The organism is Streptomyces physcomitrii (assembly GCF_012273655.1).
GTDB lineage: Bacteria > Actinomycetota > Actinomycetes > Streptomycetales > Streptomycetaceae > Streptomyces > Streptomyces physcomitrii.
The window spans coordinates 193,576-212,613 of record NZ_JAAWWP010000014.1; the positions used below are offsets into that span (position 1 = coordinate 193,576).

The window sequence follows — 19,038 nt, forward strand, 5'->3', positions numbered from 1 at the left end:
GGAGGGCCGGGCCCGTCCGGCCGGTGCCCCGGGTTCGGGGCACCGGCCGGACGGACTCCGGCCGGGGACTGGTGTGGTCGGGGTCAGGAGGTGCCGAGCTCTTTGTCGAGCAGGGCGAACATGTCGTCGGCGGAGGCCGACTCCAGGTCGCCTTCTTCGGCGTCCGCTGCGGTGTCGGCGGGGTTCTGGCCCCAGGTCCACAGCAGTGCTTCGAGCCGCTTCTTCAGCTTGGTGCGGGTGTCGCTGTCCGGCTCGGAGGCGGCCAACGCCCCTTCCAGGCGGTCGAGTTCGTCGAGTACGGAGCCGACGGGCTGCGCCGAGTCGGGCAGTACGGCGGCCCGCAGGTGCTGGGCGAGGGCAGTCGGGTTGGGGTAGTCGAAGACGATGGTGGCCGGGAGCTTGTGGCCGGTGGCGGAGCCGAGGCGGTCCCGCAGCTCGACCGCGGTGAGCGAGTCGAAGCCGAGGTTCTTGAAGGCGCGCCCGGGCTCGATGTCCTCCCCGGAGGCGTGCCCGAGGACGGCGGCGACCTGTCCGCGTACCAGGTCGAGCAGGATGGCGTCCCGCTCGGCCGGGGTCGCGGCGGCCAGCCGCTCGGCGAGCTTCGCGGCGGCCCCGCTCGCGGCACCGGTCTCCGCGCCGTCCTCCTCGGTGGCCTTCAGTGCCCGCACGGCCTCCGGGATACCGGTGATCAGCGGGCTCGGGCGGCCGGAGGTGAAGCCGGGCACGAAGCGCTCCCACTCCACGTCGGCGATGGCCCGGAAGACCTCCTCGTGCTCCACGGCCTGGACCATGGCGGCGAGGGCGAGTTCCGGCGCCATCTCCAGGACACCGCGCTTGCGCATGTACTCCTCGACGCCCTCGCCCTCCATCATGCCGCCGCCGCCCCAGGCACCCCAGGCCAGCGAGGTGGCGGGCAGGCCGCGGGCCCGGCGCCGCTGGGCGAAGGCGTCCAGGTAGGCGTTGCCGGGGGCGTAGCCGCTGTGCCGGCCGCTGCCCCAGACACCGGAGTTGGAGGAGAAGAGCACGAAGGCGTCGAGCGGGGTGTCCCCGAGCAGGGCGTCCAGGTGCTCGGCGCCGCGGATCTTGCCCGCGTTGATGCGCCGGTAGTCCTCGACCGTGGTGTCCCCGATGAGGGTGGTCTGCACGATGCCGACCGCGTGCACCACGGCCCGCAGCGGCTGCTCCGCGGGGATGTCCGCGAGGACTGCGGCCAGCTGCTCCCGGTCGGCGACATCGCAGGCGGCGAGGGTGACCTCGGCGCCCGACTCCCGCAGTTCCGCGGCGAGTTCGGCCGCGCCGGGGGCCTCGGCCCCGCGGCGGCTGGTCAGCACCAGGTGGGCGGCGCCGTTGCGGGCCAGCCAGCGGGCGACATGGGCGCCCACACCGCCGGTGCCGCCGGTGACCAGGGCGGTCCCGGAGGGCTTCCACCGGCGTACCGGCTCGGCACCGGCCAGCGGGGCGCGGGCCAGACGGCGGCCGAAGGCGCCGGTCTCGCGCAGCGCCACCTGGTCCTCGTCGCCGAGACCGGCGAGCACCCGGGCGAGCCGGTCGGCGGCCCGCTCGTCGAACTCCGCCGGCAGATCGACCAGGCCGCCCCAGTCGCGGGGCTGTTCGAGGGCGGCGACCCGCCCGAAGCCCCACAGCTGCGCCTGCACCGGGTCGGCGGGCCCGTCGCCCGGGGTGGCGACCGCGCCCCGGGTGAGCGCCCACAGCGGGGCGCCCAGACCGGAGTCGGTGAGCGCCTGGAAGAGCACCAGGGTGCCGGTGGCCGCCGCATCCCGCTCCTCGGCGAGACCGAGCAGCGAGAGCAGTCCGGCCGGTTCCTCCGCCGCCGCCTCGGTCAGCTCCCGGACCCAGGCCTCGCGGTCGGGCGCGGCCGGGTCCAGCGTCACGGTACGCAGCCGGGCGCCGCGTGCGGCGAGCGCGTCGAGGACGGACTTGGTCTCGCTCTCGGCCCCGGCGGGCAGTACGGCCAGCCAGTCCCCGTCGAGCTTCGCCTCCGAAGTGTCGGCGAGCGGCGCCCAGTTGACCTCGTAGCGCCAGGAGTCGACGGTGGTCTGCTCGTGGCGGCCGCGGCGCCAGGAGGACAGTGCCGGGAGCAGTTCGCGCAGCGGCAGCTCCGCGTCGATGCCGACGGTGCCGGAGAGGGCGTCCAGGTCCTCGTTCTCCACCGCGGTCCAGAACCCGGCGGTCATCTCGTCCGCGAGCGGTGAGGCCGCGGCGGCGGTGCCGGACTCCAGCCAGTAGCGCTGGTGCTGGAAGGCGTAGGTCGGCAGGTCGACCACCCGGGCCCCGCGCCCGGCGAAGGCCCCGGCCCAGTCGACGTCCACGCCCCGGGTCCAGGCCCCCGCGAGGGAGCTGTAGAACCGGGCGAGCCCGCCCTCCTCGCGCCGCAGGGTGCCCTGCGCGAGGACGTCCCGGCCCGCGGCCTCGGCGGTCTCACTGATGCCGTAGGTCAGCACCGGGTGGGCGCTCGACTCCACGAAGACGTCGAAGCCGTCGGCGAACAGCGCGCGTACGACGGGCTCGAAGCTCACCGGGCGACGGCAGTTCTCGAACCAGTACGAAGCATCCAACTCGGCACCGGACAGCACCTCGCCGTTGACCGTCGAGTACAGCGGGACGGAGCCCTCACGCGGCTCGACGAACGACAACAGGTCCAGGATCCGCTCGTGCAGCGGATCCACCTGAGCGCAGTGCGAGGCGACCGTCGAACCGATCACCTTCGCCCGGACACCCTCCGCCTCCAACTCCGCCACCAGCTCCTCCAGAGCGGCGACTTGACCCGCGACCGTCACCGAACGCGGACCATTGTTCCCCGCGATCGACAGCAACTCAGCCTCACCGTTGAAGCGAGCGATACGAGCCTCGACCTCGGCGGCGGGGAGAGACACAGACGCCACCGCACCCTTGCCCACCAGCTCATCAGCGAACAACTGCGAACGCAGCACCACCACTTGAGCCGCATCCTCAAGCGACAACGCACCGGAGACGGCAGCAGCGGCGATCTCACCCTGCGAGTGGCCGACCACCGCGTCCGGCACCACACCGGCGGCGCGCCACAGCGCGGCCAGCGACACCATCACCGTGAACAGCACCGGCTGAAGGATCTCGATGCGGTCGAGCGACGGGGCCTCGTCCGCACCCCGGACCACCGACTCCACCGACCAGTCCACGTACTCCTCGACAGCGCCCGCCACTTCGGCGAACCGGGCCGCGAACACCGGCGAGGAGTCCAGGAGTTCGACCGCCATCCCCGCCCACTGCGAACCCTGACCCGGGAAGACGAACACCGTCTTGCCGGAGAGGTCCGCGGCGCCGGTGACGACATTGCCCGCGGGCATCTGCTCGCCCAGGGCGCCGAGGCCGCCAAGGGCTTCCTCGCGGCTGCCGAGGACGACGACCGCGCGGTGTTCGAGCTGGGCGCGGGTGGCGGCGAGGGAGAGGCCGAGGTCGGAGAGGGAGAGGTCGTGGTCCTCGGCCAGGTGCGCGGCGAGCCGGGCGGCCTGGCCCTGGAGGGCGCCGGGGTTCTTGCCGGACAGCGGCCAGGGGACGGTCGGGGCGAGCACCTCCGCGAGGGCGGGGGCGTCCTGGCGGGCGGGCGCGCGGTCCGTGCCGTCCGGCCCGGCTTCGGCGGGCTGCTCCAGGATGAGGTGGGCGTTGGTGCCGCTGATGCCGAAGGAGGAGATGCCGACGCGGCGGGCGCGGCCGGTCTCGGGCCAGGCCCGCTCCTCGGTGAGCAGTTCCACCGCACCCTGGTCCCACTCGATGTGCGGGGAGGGCGCGTCCACGTGCAGGGTCCTCGGCAGTACGCCGTGCCGGAGCGCCATCACGGACTTGATGACGCCCGCGATGCCGGAGACGGCCTGGGTGTGGCCGATGTTGGACTTCAACGAGCCGAGCAGCAGCGGGCGTTCCTCCTCGCGGCCCTGGCCGTAGGTGGCGAGCAGGGCGTGCGCCTCGATGGGGTCGCCCAGCTTCGTACCGGTGCCGTGCGCCTCGACCGCGTCCACGTCGAGCGCGGAGAGGCGGGCGTTGGCGAGGGCCTGGCGGATGACGCGCTGCTGGGAGGGGCCGCTCGGGGCGGTGAGGCCGTTGGAGGCGCCGTCCTGGTTGGTGGCCGAGCCGCGGATCACGGCGAGGACCTGGTGGCCCTTGCGGCGGGCGTCGGAGAGGCGTTCCAGGAGGAGCACGCCGAGCCCCTCGGAGAAGCTGGTGCCGTCGGCGGAGGCGGCGAAGGCCTTGCAGCGGGCGTCCGGGGCGAGCGCGCGCTGGCGGCCGAACTCCATGAACTCCACCGGGGTGGACATCACGGCCACACCCCCGGCGACGGCCATGCTGCACTCGCCCTGGCGCAGCGCGTTGGCGGCGAGGTGCAGGGCGACCAGGCCCGAGGAGCAGGCGGTGTCGACGGTGACCGCGGGGCCTTCGAGTCCGAAGGTGTAGGCGACGCGGCCGGTGATGACGCTGTTGGACAGGCCGGTGCCGAAGTAGCCCTCGACGCCGTCCGGGATCTCGGCGAGTTCGGTGGCGTAGCCGGAGGGCACCGCGCCGACGAAGACGCCGGTGCGGCTGCCCTTGAGCGCGGCGGGGTCGATGCCCGCGCGCTCGAAGACCTGCCAGGTGCCCTCCAGGACGAGCCGCTGCTGCGGGTCCATCGCCAGGGCCTCACGCGGGGAGATCCCGAACAGCTCGGGGTCGAACTGGCCCGCCTCGTGCAGGAATCCGCCCTCGCGCACATAGCTCTTGCCGGGGATGCCGGGCTCGGGGTCGTAGATTCCGGCGAGGTCCCAGCCGCGGTCGGTGGGGAAGGGGCCGATGGCGTCGCGGCCCTCGGTGACCAGCTGCCACAGCGCCTCCGGCGAGTCCACGCCGTCCGGGAAGCGGCAGGACATGCCGACGATGACCACCGGGTCGCTGTCGTCGGCGACCGCGGTGCGGGTCTCCTCGACGCTCTCCTCCGGTGCGGCGCCGAGGAGTTCGGAGCCGATCTGCCGGGCGAGCGCGGCGGGGGTGGGGTGGTCGAAGACGACGGTCGCGGGAAGCCGCAGTCCGGTGGCGGCGCCGAGCCGGTTGCGCAGTTCGACCGCGGTGAGCGAGTCGAAGCCGAGGTCCTTGAAGGCGCGTTCGGCGCCGACGGCGGCGCTGCCGCTGTGGCCGAGGACGGCGGCGGCGTGGGTGCGGACCAGGTCGAGCAGGGTGCGCTGCCGGTCGTCGGCGCCGAGGGCGGCGATCTGGCGGGCGAAGGCGGAGCCGCCCTCGGCCGCGGACTGGGCGATCCGGCGGCCCGGCACCCGGACAAGACCGCGGGCGAGCGCGGGCAGGGCGCCGGAGGCGGCCATCGCGCGCAGGGCGGCGCTGTCCATGCGGACCGGGGCGAGCAGGGGTTCGCCGCTGGCGAGGGCCGCGTCGAAGAGCCGCATGCCCTCCTCGGCGGAGAAGGCGACCATGCCGGAGCGGGCCATCCGGGCGACGTCCTCCTCGTCGAGGTGCCCGGTCATGCCGCTGGCCTCGCCCCACAGGCCCCAGGCCATCGAGGAGGCGGGCAGCCCCTTGGCCACCCGGTGCTGGGCGAGGGCGTCCAGGAAGGCGTTGGCCGCCGCGTAGTTGCCCTGGGCGGGGCCGCCGAGGACACCGGCCGCCGAGGAGAAGAGGACGAAGGCGGTGAGGTCCAGATCGGCGGTCAGCTCGTGCAGATGGGCCGCCGCCGTGGACTTGGGCCGCATGACGTGGTCGAGGCGCTCGGGGGTGAGCGAGGCGATCACGCCGTCGTCGAGGACACCGGCGGCGTGCACCACGCCGCGCAGCGGGTGGGCCGCGTCGATGCCGTCGAGGGCCGCGGCGAGCTGTCCGCGGTCGGCGGCGTCGCAGGCCACCGCCCGGGCCGTGGCGCCCAAGTCGGCCAGTTCGGCGAGGAGTTCGGCGGCGCCGGGAGCATCGGGCCCGCGGCGGCTGGTCAGCAGCACGTGCCGTACGCCCTGCTCCCGTACGAGGTGCTTGGCGAGCAGTCCGCCGAGGGTGCCGGTGCCGCCGGTGATCAGGACGGTGCCCTCGGGGTCCCAGCCCTGCGGGAGGGTAAGGACGAGCTTGCCGGTGTGCCGGGCGGCGGCCATGAAGCGGAAGGCCTCGCCCGCCCGCCGGATGTCCCAGCCGCGTACCGGCAGCGGGGCGAGCGCACCGGAGGTGAACAGCGGCAGCAGTTCGGCGAGGATCTCCGCGATCCGGTCCGGGCCGGCCTCCAGGAGGTCGAAGGCGCGGTAGCGGACGCCCGGGTGGGCCTCGGCCACGGCCTCCGGCTCGCGGATGTCGGTCTTGCCCATGTCGACGAAGCGTCCGCCGTTGGGCAGCAACCCCAGGGAGGCGTCGGTGAGTTCGCCGCTGAGCGAGTTCAGTACGACGTCCAGGGGGCCGGCCGCCGTGAAGTGCTCGGCGAAGGAGGCGTCCCGGGAGGAGCCGAGGTGGGCCTCGTCGAGTCCGGCCGCGCGCAGTGCCGCCCACTTGCCCTTGCTGGCGGTGCCGAAGACCTCGGCGCCGAGGTGGCGGGCGAGCTGCACGGCGGCGGTGCCGACGCCGCCCGCCGCGGCGTGCACGAGGACCTTCTCGCCCGCGCGCAGACCGGCGAGGTCGACCAGGGCGTAGTAGGCGGTGAGGTAGGCGGTGGTGGCGGAGGCGGCCTGCTCGAAGCTCCAGCCGTCCGGGACGCGGGCCAGCAGGCGCTGGTCGGCGGTGGTGCGGGGTCCGAACGCGCCGGGCACCGGGCCCATCACGCGGTCGCCGACGCGCAGTCCGGAGACGCCGGGGCCGGTCTCGACGACGACGCCGGCGGCCTCGTTGCCCATGGTGGCCTCGCCCGGGTACATGCCGAGCGCGATCATCACATCGCGGAAGTTGAGGCCCGCGGCGCGGACCGCGATCCGTACCTCGCCCTCGCCGAGCGGGAGTTCGGCCACCGGTTCCAGGGCGAGATCGTCGGGGGTGCCCGAACGCCCGGGAAGCAGCTGCCAGTCGGTGTCCTTGGGCGGCACCAGGGAGGCGGATCCGCGCAGCAGGCGCGGGACGAGCACCGCGCCCGCGCGGACGGCGGCCTGCGGTTCGGTGTGCTCGGCGGCGAGGGCGACGGCGCGCGGCAGCAGAGCGGCCGCGTCCGGGTCGGCGGCGTCCAGGTCGACCAGGAGGATGCGGCCCGGGTTCTCCGCCTGCGCGGAGCGGAGCAGGCCCCAGGCGGTGGCGTGGGCGAGGTCGGTGACGTCCTCGCCGGAACGTACCGAGACAGCGCCGCGGGTGGCCACCACCAGGCGGGAGTCCTCCAGGCGGCTGTCGGCCAGCCACTCCTGGAGCACGGCGAGGAGCTGCGCCGTGGCCCGGCCCGGCGCCTCGGCGAGGGAGCCGCCGGGGGTCTGGCCGCCGAGCGGCAGCACGACGACCCCGGGGGCGGGCAGTCCGGCGTCGACGCTCTCGCCGAGCACGGCGACCTCGTCGAAGATCTGCGGGAAGTGGCCGAGCTGCTCGAAGGCGGCGAGCAGGTCGAGGCGGTCCTCGCCGAGGAGCGCCCAGTCGGCCGGGTCGGGCACCTCGCCGTCGAATCCGGCCTCGTTCCACTCCAGGCGGAACAGCGAGTCGTCCTGCGGGCCGGGGCGGCTGCTCAGCCGGGCGGTCTCCACCGGCCGGGAGACGAGCGAGGCCACCGAGGCGACCGGCTGTCCGGCGGCGTCCGCGATCTCCAGGGCGACGCCCTCGTCCCCGGCCGGGGTGATCCGCACCCGCAGCGAGGTGGCGCCCTGGGCGTGCAGGGTGACACCGTTCCAGGCGAAGGGCAGCCGGACGCCCTCGCCGCCGGAGGCCGCGGAGACGAGACCGGCGTGCAGGGCGGCGTCGAGCAGGGCGGGGTGCAGGCCGAAGCGGGCGGCCTCGTCCTGGTGGTCGTGGTCGAGGGCGACCTCGGCGTAGACCTCCTCGCCGCCGGGGACGCGCCAGACCGAGGTCAGTCCGCGGAAGGCCGGGCCGTACTCGTATCCGGCGCCCGCGAGCCGCTCGTAGAAGTCCTCCAGGGCGACGGATTCGGCGCCCGCCGGGGGCCAGGCGGTCAGCGCGGTGCCGGTGGCGCGGCCCGCGGTGCCGAGGAGTCCGGTGGCGTGCCGGGTCCAGGCGGTGTCCTCCTCGGCGCTCTCGGGCGCCGAGTACAGGCTCACCGGCCTGCGCGCGTCGGCCTCCGCGGGGCCGACCACGAGCTGGAGCCGCACCGCCCCGTCCTCGGGCAGCAACAGGGGTGCTTCCAGGGTGAGTTCGTCGAGGCGGTCGAGGCCGACCTCGTCGCCCGCGCGCACCGCGAGCTCGACGAAGGCGGTGCCGGGGAGCAGCACAGTGCCGCTGACCGCGTGGTCGGCGAGCCAGGGGTGAGTGCGCAGCGAGAGGCGTCCGGTCAGCACGGCCTGGTCGCCGTCGGCGAGGCGGACCGCGGCGCCGAGCAGCGGGTGGTCGGTGGCGCCGAGCCCGGCCGCGGCGACGTCACCGGCTCCGCTCGCGGCGACCTCCAGCCAGTAGCGCTGCCGCTGGAAGGCGTAGGTGGGCAGGTGGACGGCGGTGTCCGGGGCGGGCGCGGGGCGCACGGTGTCCCAGTCGACGGGCACGCCGTGGGTCCAGGCCTCGGCCAGCGAGGTGAGGAAGCGGGCGGCGCCGCCCTCGTCGCGGCGCAGGGTGCCCTGGGTCAGCGCGGGGGCGCCCACCGCGTCGATGGTCTCCTGCACGCCGACGGTCAGCACCGGGTGGGCGCTCGCCTCGACGAAGGCGCCATGGCCCCGGTCGAGCAGGAGGCGTACGGCGTCCTCGAAGCGGACGGTGTTGCGCAGGTTGCGGTACCAGTACTCGGCGTCCAGGTCGGTGCCGATGACGAACTCGCCGGTGACCGTGGACAGGAAGGGCACCTCGGCGGTGCGCGGCTCGATACCGGAGAGCGCGCTCAGCACCTCCGCGCGGATGTGCTCGACCTGGGGGCCGTGCGAGGCGTAGTCCACATTGATCCGGCGGGCCCGCACCCCGTCCCGCTCGCAAGCCGCCATCAGCTCGTCCAGGGCCTCGGGGTCACCCGAGACCACCGTGGACTGGGGGCCGTTGACGGAGGCGAGGGCAAGGCGCTCGCCCCAGGCGGAGATCCGCTCCCGTACGGAGTCGGCCGCCTCGGCGACCGAGACCATCCCGCCCTTGCCCGCGAGCGCGAGCAGCGCCTTGGCGCGCAGGGCCGAGACCTTGGCGGCATCACCGAGGGAGAGCGCGCCCGCGACGGCCGCGGCGGCGATCTCGCCCTGGGAGTGGCCGATCACCGCGGCCGGGGCGACACCCGCCGCACGCCAGACCTCGGCGAGGGAGACCATCACGGCCCACAGCGCGGGCTGCACCACGTCGACGCGGTCGAAGCCGGGGGCGCCCTCGGCCTGCCGCAGGACGTCCGCCAGGGACCAGTCCACGTACGGGGCGAGGGCGTCCGCGCACTCGGCGAGGCGGGCCGCGAACACCGGGGAGGAGTCGAGGAGTTCGACCGCCATCCCGGCCCACTGGGAGCCCTGGCCCGGGAAGACGAAGACGGTGCGGTCGGCGCCCTTGACGGTGCCGCCCTCGATCACTCCGGCGGCGGGTGCCGCCTCGGCGAGGGCGTCCAGGGCGGTGAGGAAGCCCTCGCGGTCCTCGGCGAGGACGACGCCGCGGGACTCCAGGGCGGCGCGGCTGCGGGTGAGGGCCGCCGCGACATCGGCGGGGCGCAGGGCGCTCTCACCGCGGGTGAACTCGGCGAGCCGGGCGGCCTGTCCGCGCAGCGCCTCGGGGAGCTTCGCGGAGACGGTCCACGGGACGAGGGCGCTGACGAGCGCGGCCGGGACGGTCTCGCCGGGTACGGACTCGGTGGCGCCGGCGGGCTCCTTGTCCGGGGCCGCGGGGGCGGTCTCGGGCGCGGCGGCCGGGACGTGCTGTTCGAGGATGACGTGGGCGTTGGTGCCGCTGATGCCGAAGGAGGAGACGGCGGCCCGGCGCGGGCGGTCCTCGGGCGTGCTCCAGGCGGTGGCCTCGGTGAGCAGCGAGACGGCGCCGGAGGTCCAGTCGATGTGCGGGGAGGGCTCGGCGGCGTGCAGGGACTTCGGCAGGACGCCGTGCCGCATCGCCATGACCATCTTCATGACACCGGCGAGGCCCGAAGCGGCCTGGGTGTGGCCGATGTTGGACTTGACCGAGCCGAGGCGCAGCGGCTCGGCGCCGGTGCGGCCCTGGCCGTAGGTGGCGAGCAGGGCGCCCGCCTCGATGGGGTCGCCGAGGGCGGTGCCGGTGCCGTGCGCCTCGACCACGTCCACGTCCTGGGTGGTCAGCCGGGCGTTGGCGAGGGCCTGCTTGATGACGCGCTGCTGGGCGGGGCCGTTGGGGGCGGTGAGGCCGTTGGAGGCGCCGTCCTGGTTGGTGGCCGAGCCGCGGATCACGGCGAGGATCTCGTGGCCCTTGGCCTCGGCGTCGGAGAGCTTCTCGACCAGGAGCATGCCCGCGCCCTCGGCGAGGGCCATGCCGTCGGCCGCGGCGGAGAAGGCCTTGCAGCGGGCGTCGGCGGCCATGCCGCGCTGCTCGCTGTAGCCGATGAACTCCAGCGGCGTCGACATCACCGTCACGCCGCCGACCAGGGCCATGCTGCACTCGTCCTGCCGCAGCGCCTGCGCGGCCATGTGCAGGGCGACCAGACCGGAGGAGCAGGCGGTGTCCACGGAGACCGCGGGGCCTTCGAGCCCGAAGGTGTACGCGATACGGCCGGAGACCACGGCGGAGGCGCTGCCGGTGGTGAGGTGGCCCTCGTAGCCCTCGGGGATCTCCGGCAGGGACCAGCAGTAGTCGAGGTTGTAGCAGCCGACGAAGGTGCCGGTGCGGCTGCCGCGCATCGCGTGCGGGTCGATCCCGGCGCGCTCGAAGGCCTCCCAGGCGGCCTCCAGGACGAGCCGCTGCTGCGGGTCCATGGCCATCGCCTCACGCGGCGAGATCCCGAAGACGGAGGGGTCGAACTCGCCCGCCTCGTAGAGGAATCCGCCCTCGCGCACATAGGTGCGGCCGGAGCGCTCGGGGTCCGGGTCGTAGATGGCGTCCAGGTCCCAGCCGCGGTCGGTGGGGAAGGGCCCGATGGCGTCGCCGCCCTCGGAGACCAGCTGCCACAGGTCTTCGGGCGAGGAGACCCCGCCGGGGAAGCGGCAGGCCATGCCGACGATCGCCAGCGGCTCGTGGCCGGCGTCCTCCACCTCCCGCAGGCGGCGGCGCGTGTCGTGCAGATCGGCCGTGACCCACTTCAGGTAATCGCGGAGCGTCTCTTCTTTCGCCATGGGGGACCTCTCGAAAATGGAAGTGGGAAGTGCTGACCGATCCGAGGACGCCCTACTCGGGCCTTCCGAATTCCTCACGGATGAAGGCGAAGATCTCTTCGTCGGAAGCCGAATCGAGCTTTCCGCTCACCGACTCCTCGTCGGCGGCGGCCTGGGCGTCCTTGAAGCGGGACAGAAGTCCTTCGAGGCGCCGGGTGAGGTTCTTGCGTTCGTCCTTGTCCAGGGCGACGGACAGCAGGTCCGCCTCCAGCTGGTCCAGGCCCGACTGCACCCCGGCGGCGGTCGCCTCCTGGCGTGCCCCGGCCAGCAGGTGATCGCGTACGTAACCGGCCATCGCGGCGGGCGTCGGGTAGTCGAAGACGAGGGTGGCGGGCAGGCTGAGGCCGGTGGCGGCGCCCAGGCCGTTGCGCAGGCCCACCGCGGTGAGCGAGTCGAAGCCGAGGTCCTTGAAGGCGCGTTCGGCGTCGACGGCGCCCGCGGAGGAGTGCCCGAGGACGGCGGCGGCGTGGGCGCAGACCAGGTCGGTGAGGGCCCGGTCCTGCTCGGCCGGGGAGAGCCCGGCGAGCCTGGTCCGCAGGGCCTCGGCGGCGCCGGGGTCGGCCGCGGTGCCGGTGTCCTCGGCCTGGCCGCGGCCGAGACCGCGCACCTCGGGCAGGTCCGAGAGCAGCGGGGCGGGTCGCGCGGAGGTGAACAGCGGCCAGAACCGCTCCCAGTCCACGTCCGCGACGGCGATCGCGGTCTCCTGCCTGCCGAGGCTGAGCCGCAGCGCCTGCCAGGCGGTCTCCGGGTCGAGCAGCGGCAGTCCGCGGTCCGCGGAGCGGGCCTGGAGTTCGGCGGCCTCCGCCGGGTTCTGCTCGGCGTCGAAGAGGTCCCAGACGCCCCAGGCCACCGAGGTGGCGGCGAGTCCGCGGGCCCGGCGGCGGGCGGCGAGCGCGTCCAGCTCGGCGCTCGCGGCGGCGAAGGCGGCGTGCTCCCCGCCGCCCCAGTAGGAGGTGACCGAGGAGAACAGCACGAAGGCCTCGGCCTCCTCGCCGAAGGCCTCGTCCAGGGCGCGTGCCGGGACGGTCTTCGCCGCACCGGCGGCGGCGAGGTCGGCGGCGGTGGTCTCGTCGAGCGGGGCGAGGTCGGCCCGGGTGGCGGCGTGGAAGACCCCGCGGACGGGGGCGCCGTCCGCGGCGGCGGCCTCCGCGAGTGCCCGCAGCGCGGCGACGTCCCTGCCGTCCCACTCCGCGAGCGTGACCTGGACCCCGGCCTCCTCCAACTCCCCTACCAGCGCGGCCGGTTGCTCTTCCCCGCCGGGCACGGTGAGCAGCAGGCGCTTGGCGCCGGAGGCGGCGAGCAGCAGGGCGGTACGGGCGCCGACGGGTGCGGTCGCGCCGGTGACGAGCACGGTGTCGGCGGGTTCCCAGGGCCGCACCTCGGAGCCGGGCAGCGGGGCGCGCGCCAGGCGGCGCACATAGGTGCCGGTGGCCCGCAGCGCGAGCTGGTCCTCCTGACCCGCTAGCGCGGCGGCGAGCCGTCCGGGCAGGTTCTCGTCCGGCTCGGCGGGCAGGTCGACGAGGCCGCCCCAGCCGCCGGGCCGCTCCAGCGCGGCGACCAGTCCGAGGCCCCAGGCCCCCGCCTGCGCGGGGTGTACGGGTGCCTCCTCGGGGCCGGTGCCGACGGCGCCGCGGGTGGCGACCCACAGCGGCGCCTCGAACTCCGCGTCCGCCAGGGCCTGGACAAGCGCCAGGGTGGTGGCGGGCCCCCGCTCCGGCTCCGCGGTGGCGAGCAGCGAGAGCACCCCGGCGAAGGGGCCGTGCTCGACCTCGGCGCCCAGCAACTCCCGCGCGAGGGCTGCGCGTTCGCCCTCCCCCGTCAGGGTCAGCTGGTGCACGGCGGCGCCGTGCGCGGTGAGCGCCGACTCCCCCGTCTTCAGGACCTCGGCCTCGACCCCGTCCCCGGTGACCAGCAGCCAGGTCCCCTCCAGGGCGGGCGGCGCGCTCTCGGCCAGCGGCTGCCAGTCGATCCGGTAGCGCCAGCTGTCGACCTCGCCGCGCTCCCGCCTGCGGCGCCGCCAGGAGGAGAGCGCCGGGAGCAGCTCCGCCAGGGGCGCGCTGTCCTCCAGGGCGAGGGAGCCGGAGAGCGAGTCGATGTCCCCGTTCTCCACGGAGTCCCAGAACTCAGCTTCCACGGCGTCCACTTGGGCCTGGATCGAGCCGGTCCGGGCGCCGTGCAGCCAGTAGGTGCGGCGCTGGAAGGCGTAGGTCGGCAGGTCCTCGGCCAGGGGCTCCGAACTGTCCGTGGCAATGGCCCAGTCGACGGGTACGCCACGCGTCCAGGCCTCGGCGAGGGAGGCGAGGAAGCGGGCCGCGTCGCCGTCCTCGCGGCGCAGGGTGCCCTGGACGAAGGCGGGCGCGCCCGCCGCGTCGATGGTCTCCTGCACGCCGACGGTCAGCACCGGATGGGCACTCGCCTCCACGAAGGCACCGTGGCCCCGGTCCAGCAACTGCCGTACGGCGTCCTCGAAGCGGACCGTGTTGCGCAGATTACGGTACCAGTATTCGGCGTCCAGCTCGGTGCCGGTCACGAACTCACCGGTCACCGTGGACAGGAACGGCACCTCGGCGGTGCGCGGCTCGATACCGGAGAGCGCGCCCAGGACCTCGGTCCGGATCTTCTCCACCTGGGGGCCGTGCGAGGCGTAGTCCACATTGATCCGCCGCGCCCGGACCCCGTCCGCCTCACAGGCGGCCATCAGCTCGTCCAGCGCCTCGGGATCACCCGAAACCACCGTGGACTGCGGGCCGTTGACGGAGGCGAGGGCCAGCCGCTCACCCCAGGCCGAAATACGCTCCCGTACGGAATCGGCCGCATCCGCGACCGAGACCATCCCGCCCTTGCCCGCCAGCGCCAGCAACGCCCGCGCCCGCAACGCCGAAACCTTCGCCGCGTCCGACAGCGACAACGCACCGGACACCGCAGCAGCCGCGATCTCACCCTGGGAGTGACCGATCACCGCGGCCGGAGCGACACCCGCCGCACGCCACACCTCGGCAAGCGACACCATCACCGCCCACAGCGCAGGCTGCACCACATCGACCCGGTCGAAACCGGGGGCGCCATCCGCCTGCCGCAGCACATCCACCAGGGACCAGTCCACGAACGGGTCCAGCGCCTCCGCGCACTCCCCCAGACGAGCCGCGAACACCGGCGAGGAATCGAGGAGTTCGACCGCCATCCCCGCCCACTGCGAACCCTGACCCGGGAAGACGAAGACCGGCCGGTCGGCACCGCCGACCGTGGCGCCTTCGAGGATCCCGGCTGCCGGGGTGCCCTCGGCGAGGGCGTCCAGGCCGGTGAGCAGGGCGTCCCTGTCGGGGGCGCCGGGCGTGCCGGGGGTGAGGACCGCGCCGCGGCGTTCCAGGGCGGCGCGGGTGGTGGCGAGGCCGAGGGCCGCTCCGGGGAGTGCGGTGGCGGTGGTGGCGTAGGTGTGCAGGGAGCGGGCCTGGCCGCGCAGTCCCTCGGCGGTGCGGCCGGAGAGGAGCCAGGGCAGCGCGGCGCCGGTGAAGACCGGGGCGGGGGCCTCGGCCGACGGCTCCGGGTCGGGCTCGGGGGCGTACTGCACGAGGACGTGGGCGTTGGTGCCGCTCGCGCCGAAGGAGGAGATCGCGGCGGTGCGCGGCTCCTCACCGGGGACGGACCACTCGCGCTCCTCGGTGAGCAGGGCGACGGCGCCGGAGGACCAGTCGACCTCCGGGGTGGGGGCGTCGATGTGCAGCGACTTGGGGAGCACGCCCTCGCGTACCGCCATGACCGCCTTGATGACACCCGCGACACCCGCTGCGGCGGCGGCGTGGCCGATGTTCGACTTCACCGAGCCGAGCCAGAGCGGGCGCCCCTCGGGGCGGCTGCCGCCGTAGGTGGCGAGCAGGGCCTGCGCCTCGATGGGGTCGCCGAGGGTGGTGCCGGTGCCGTGCGCCTCGATCAGGTCGACCTGGTGCGGGGAGAGCCGGGCGTTGGCGAGGGCCTGCTCGATGACGCGCTGCTGGGAGGGGCCGTTGGGGGCGGTGAGCCCGTTGGAGGCGCCGTCCTGGTTGATCGCGGAGCCGCGGACCACGGCGAGCACCCGGTGGCCGTTGCGCCGGGCGTCGGAGAGCCGCTCCAGGAGCAGCACGCCGACCCCCTCGGACCAGCCGGTGCCGTCGGCGGCGGCGGCGAAGGGCTTGCAGCGGCCGTCCGGGGAGAGACCGCGCTGGCGGCTGAACTCCACGTACACGTCCGGCGTGGACATGATCTGCGAGCCGCCCGCGAGCGCGAGGGTGCACTCCTTCTGCCGCAGCGCCTGGACGGCCAGATGCAGGGCGACCAGGGAGGAGGAGCACATGGTGTCGAGGGAGACGGCGGGGCCCTCGAATCCGTAGGTGTAGGAGAGCCGGCCGGAGGCGACGGCGGTCGCGATACCGGTCATGAGGTGGCCCTCGACGTTCTCCTCGGCGCCCTCCCGGTCACTGCCGTAGCCGGTGTAGGTGGTGCCGACGAAGACGCCGGTGCGGCTGCCGGCGACGGCGGCCGGGTCGACGCCCGCGCGCTCGAAGGCCTCCCAGGAGGTCTCCAGGAGCAGCCGCTGCTGCGGGTCCATGGCGAGGGCCTCGCGCGGGGAGATGCCGAAGAACTCGGCGTCGAAGTCGCCCGCGTCGTGGACGAAGCCGCCCTCGCGTACATAGCTGGTGCCGAGCCGGTCCGGGTCGGCGTCGTAGAGCGAGGCCAGGTCCCAGCCGCGGCCGGTCGGGAAGCCGGTGATGGCGTCCCGGCCCTCGCGGACCAGCTGCCACAGGTCCTCGGGCGAGCGCACACCGCCGGGGTAGCGGCAGGCCATGGAGACGATGGCGATCGGCTCGGGCTCGTCCGCCTCGGCCTCGCGCAGCTTCTGCCGGGCCTGGCGGAGTTCGGCCGTCACCCACTTGAGGTGATCGAGAAGCTTCTTTTCGTTGTCCATCTGGCGGGAGCTCCTTGGGTTCCGGCAGGTGCTGGGTGGTGTCTTCGGGTCCGGTGCGGTGTCCGCGGCGGGCGGTACGGGTGCGTGCCCGGCGCCGCGGACACCGCTTGGGGACGGGAGGAGACCCCTAGGACTTGCCGAGCTCGTCGTGGATGAGCGCGAAGATCTCTTCGGCCGAGGCGGACGCCAGGTCGTCGTGGGCGCCCTCCTCTTCGGTCTGGGCGGTGGCGCCCCACTTGGAGACGAGTACCTGGAGGCGGCCCGCGATGCGGTGCCGCGCGGCCTCGTCGGGGGCGAGCCGGGTCAGGGCGGCGTCCAGGCGGTCCAGGTCGGCGAGGACGGCGGCGTCGGTGCCGGCTTCGTCGACGACCAGGTGGCTCCGCAGGTGCTGGGCGAGGGCGCCGGGGGTCGGGTGGTCGAACAGGAGGGTGGCCGGGAGCCTGAGCCCGGTCTCGGTGGCGATGCGGTTGCGCAGTTCCACCGCGGTGAGCGAGTCGAAGCCGAGGTCCTTGAAGGGCCGCGCCTCCTGGACGGCCTCGGCGGTGCGGTGCCCGAGGACGGCGGCGGCCTGGGCGCGGACGAGTTCCACCAGGAGGTGCTGCTGGTCCGCGGCGGAGGCCCGGCCGAGCTTGTCGAGCAGGGCGGAGGCCGCCGCGGAGTCGGCCGCGGCGGAGGGCTCGTCCTCCTCCAAAGCCGCCTTGACGGCAGGGAGTTCGGCGATCAGCGGGCTGTGCCGCATCGCGGTGAAGGTGGGCGCGAACAGCGACCAGTCGACGTCGGCCACACCGACCGTCGACTCGTCCAGGTCGAGTGCCTGCTGCAGCGCGGCGATGGCGGTCGCGGGGGCGATGCCGATGACGCCGCGGCGGCGCAGATGCTCGTCGATGTCCTCGGAGGCCGCCATGCCCGCCTCGGCCCAGGGGCCCCAGGCGACGGCGGTGGCCGCCAGGCCGAGCGCGCGGCGGCGTTCGGCGAGCGCGTCCAGGTGGGCGTTGGCCGCGGCGTAGGCGGCCTGGCCGCCACTGCCCCACATGCCCGCGCTGGACGCGAAGAGGACGAACGCCTCCAGTTCCAGGCCGAGTTCGAGGGTGACCTCGTGCAGCAGATCGGCGGCGAGGGCCTTGGGCCGCAGTACGTGCGCCAGATGCTCGCCGGTGACCTCGTCCATGAATCCGTTGTCGGAGACACCGGCCGCGTGCACCACCGCGGTCAGCGGCTGCTCCGCAGTGATCTCCTTCAGCAGGCCGGTGAGCTGCTCGCGGTCGGAGACATCGCAGGCCGCGAGGGTGACCGCGGTGCCCTTCTCCTCGATCCGGGCGGCGAGTTCACGTGCGCCGGGTGCCTCGGCGCCGCGGCGGCTGGTCAGCACCAGGCGGGGGGCGCCCCGGTCGGCCAGCCACTCGGCGAGACGGCTGCCGAGGGCGCCGGTGCCGCCGGTGATCAGGACCGTGCCGGTGGGCGTCCAGGGCTCGGGCCTGCGGTCGGCGGGGACCGGGGCGGTCCGCAGCCGCCGGGCCCGTACGCCCGAGGCGCGTACCGCGAGCTGGTCCTCGCCGTCCCCGGCGGCGAGCACCGAGACCAGGCGGGCGAGGGCCCGCTCGTCGGGCGCGGGCGGCAGGTCGACCGAGCCGCCCCAGCGGTCCGGGTATTCGAGGGCGGCGACCCGGCCGAGCGCCCAGACCTGCGCCTGGGTGCCGGTGCTGTCGGCCGCCGGGTCGCCGGGTCCGGTGGAGACACCGCCGCTGGTGAGGTTCCACAGCGGGGCGGTGAGTTCCGCGTCGCCGAGGGCCTGGGCGAGCGCGGCGGTACCCGCGAGGGCGGCGCTGACGCCGGGGTGCGCGGAGTGCGGGCGGGCGTCGAGCGCGAGCAGCGAGAGCACACCGGTGGGCGACTCGCCCTGCCGGGCGGTGAGTTCGGCCGCCCAGCGGGCGCGGTCGGCCCCGGTGGCGTCGAGTTCCACCAGTACCGGGGCGGCGCCGTGCGCGGTGAGCGCGGCGGCGGTCTCCTGGGCCAGGGCCTCGGCGCCGCTCGCGCCCGAGGGCACCACGATCCACCAGGTGCCGTCGAGGCGGGGGGTGTCCCCGGCGGGCAGGGTCTTCCAGGTGATCCGGTAGCGCCAGGAGTCGATGACGGCCTGCTCACGGCTGCCGCGGCGCCAGGAGGAGAGCGCGGGCAGCACGGTGCGCAGCCCGGTGTCACCGCTCGGCAGGCGCAGGGTGTCCGCCAGGGACTCCAGGTCCTCCCGCTCGACGGCGTCCCAGAACTGCCCGTCCACCTCGCTCTGTTCACCCGCCGCGGCGACCGGGGCCTCCAGCCAGTAGCGCTGCCGCTGGAAGGGGTAGGTGGGCAGCTCGGCGGCCGCCCGGGCGGTACCGTCCAGGAGCGGGCTCCAGTCGAGGGCGATGCCGCGGGTCCAGGCGGCCCCGAGGGCGGCGAGGAAGGCCGCGGCCTCCGGGCGGTCCTTGCGCAGCGCCGGGACGAGCAGCCCCTCGAAGGTCTCCGGCAGGCATTCCTGCGCCATGGCGGACAGGACGCCGTCGGGGCCGAGTTCCAGGAAGTGGCGTACGCCGCGTTCGGCGAGGAAGCCGATCGCGTCGGCGAAGCGCACGGCATGGCGCACGTGCTCCACCCAGTACGCGGCATCGAACTCGGTCACCAGCTCACCGGTCAGATTCGACACCACCGGAACCGAAGGCGTGTCGTAGGTCAGCTCCGAAGCGACAC

At 74.9% G+C, this 19,038-nt stretch carries 3 protein-coding genes; all 3 read right to left on the bottom strand.

Going from position 1 to position 19,038, the window contains the following annotated elements:
* Positions 1 to 83: 83 nt before the first annotated feature.
* Entirely contained in the window at positions 84 to 11,336 is an 11,253-nt protein-coding gene (locus HFV08_RS31200) for a type I polyketide synthase (protein WP_210430636.1), read from the bottom strand.
* Positions 11,337 to 11,388: 52 nt separating this feature from the next.
* Positions 11,389 to 16,314, bottom strand: coding sequence for a type I polyketide synthase (locus HFV08_RS22100; RefSeq protein WP_168541682.1), 4,926 nt, complete (start codon positions 16,312 to 16,314; stop codon positions 11,389 to 11,391).
* 127 nt (positions 16,315 to 16,441) lie between these two features.
* Positions 16,442 to 19,038, bottom strand: a 2,597-nt coding sequence (locus HFV08_RS32150) for an SDR family NAD(P)-dependent oxidoreductase (protein WP_210430637.1), incomplete at its 5' end; no start/stop codon positions are given.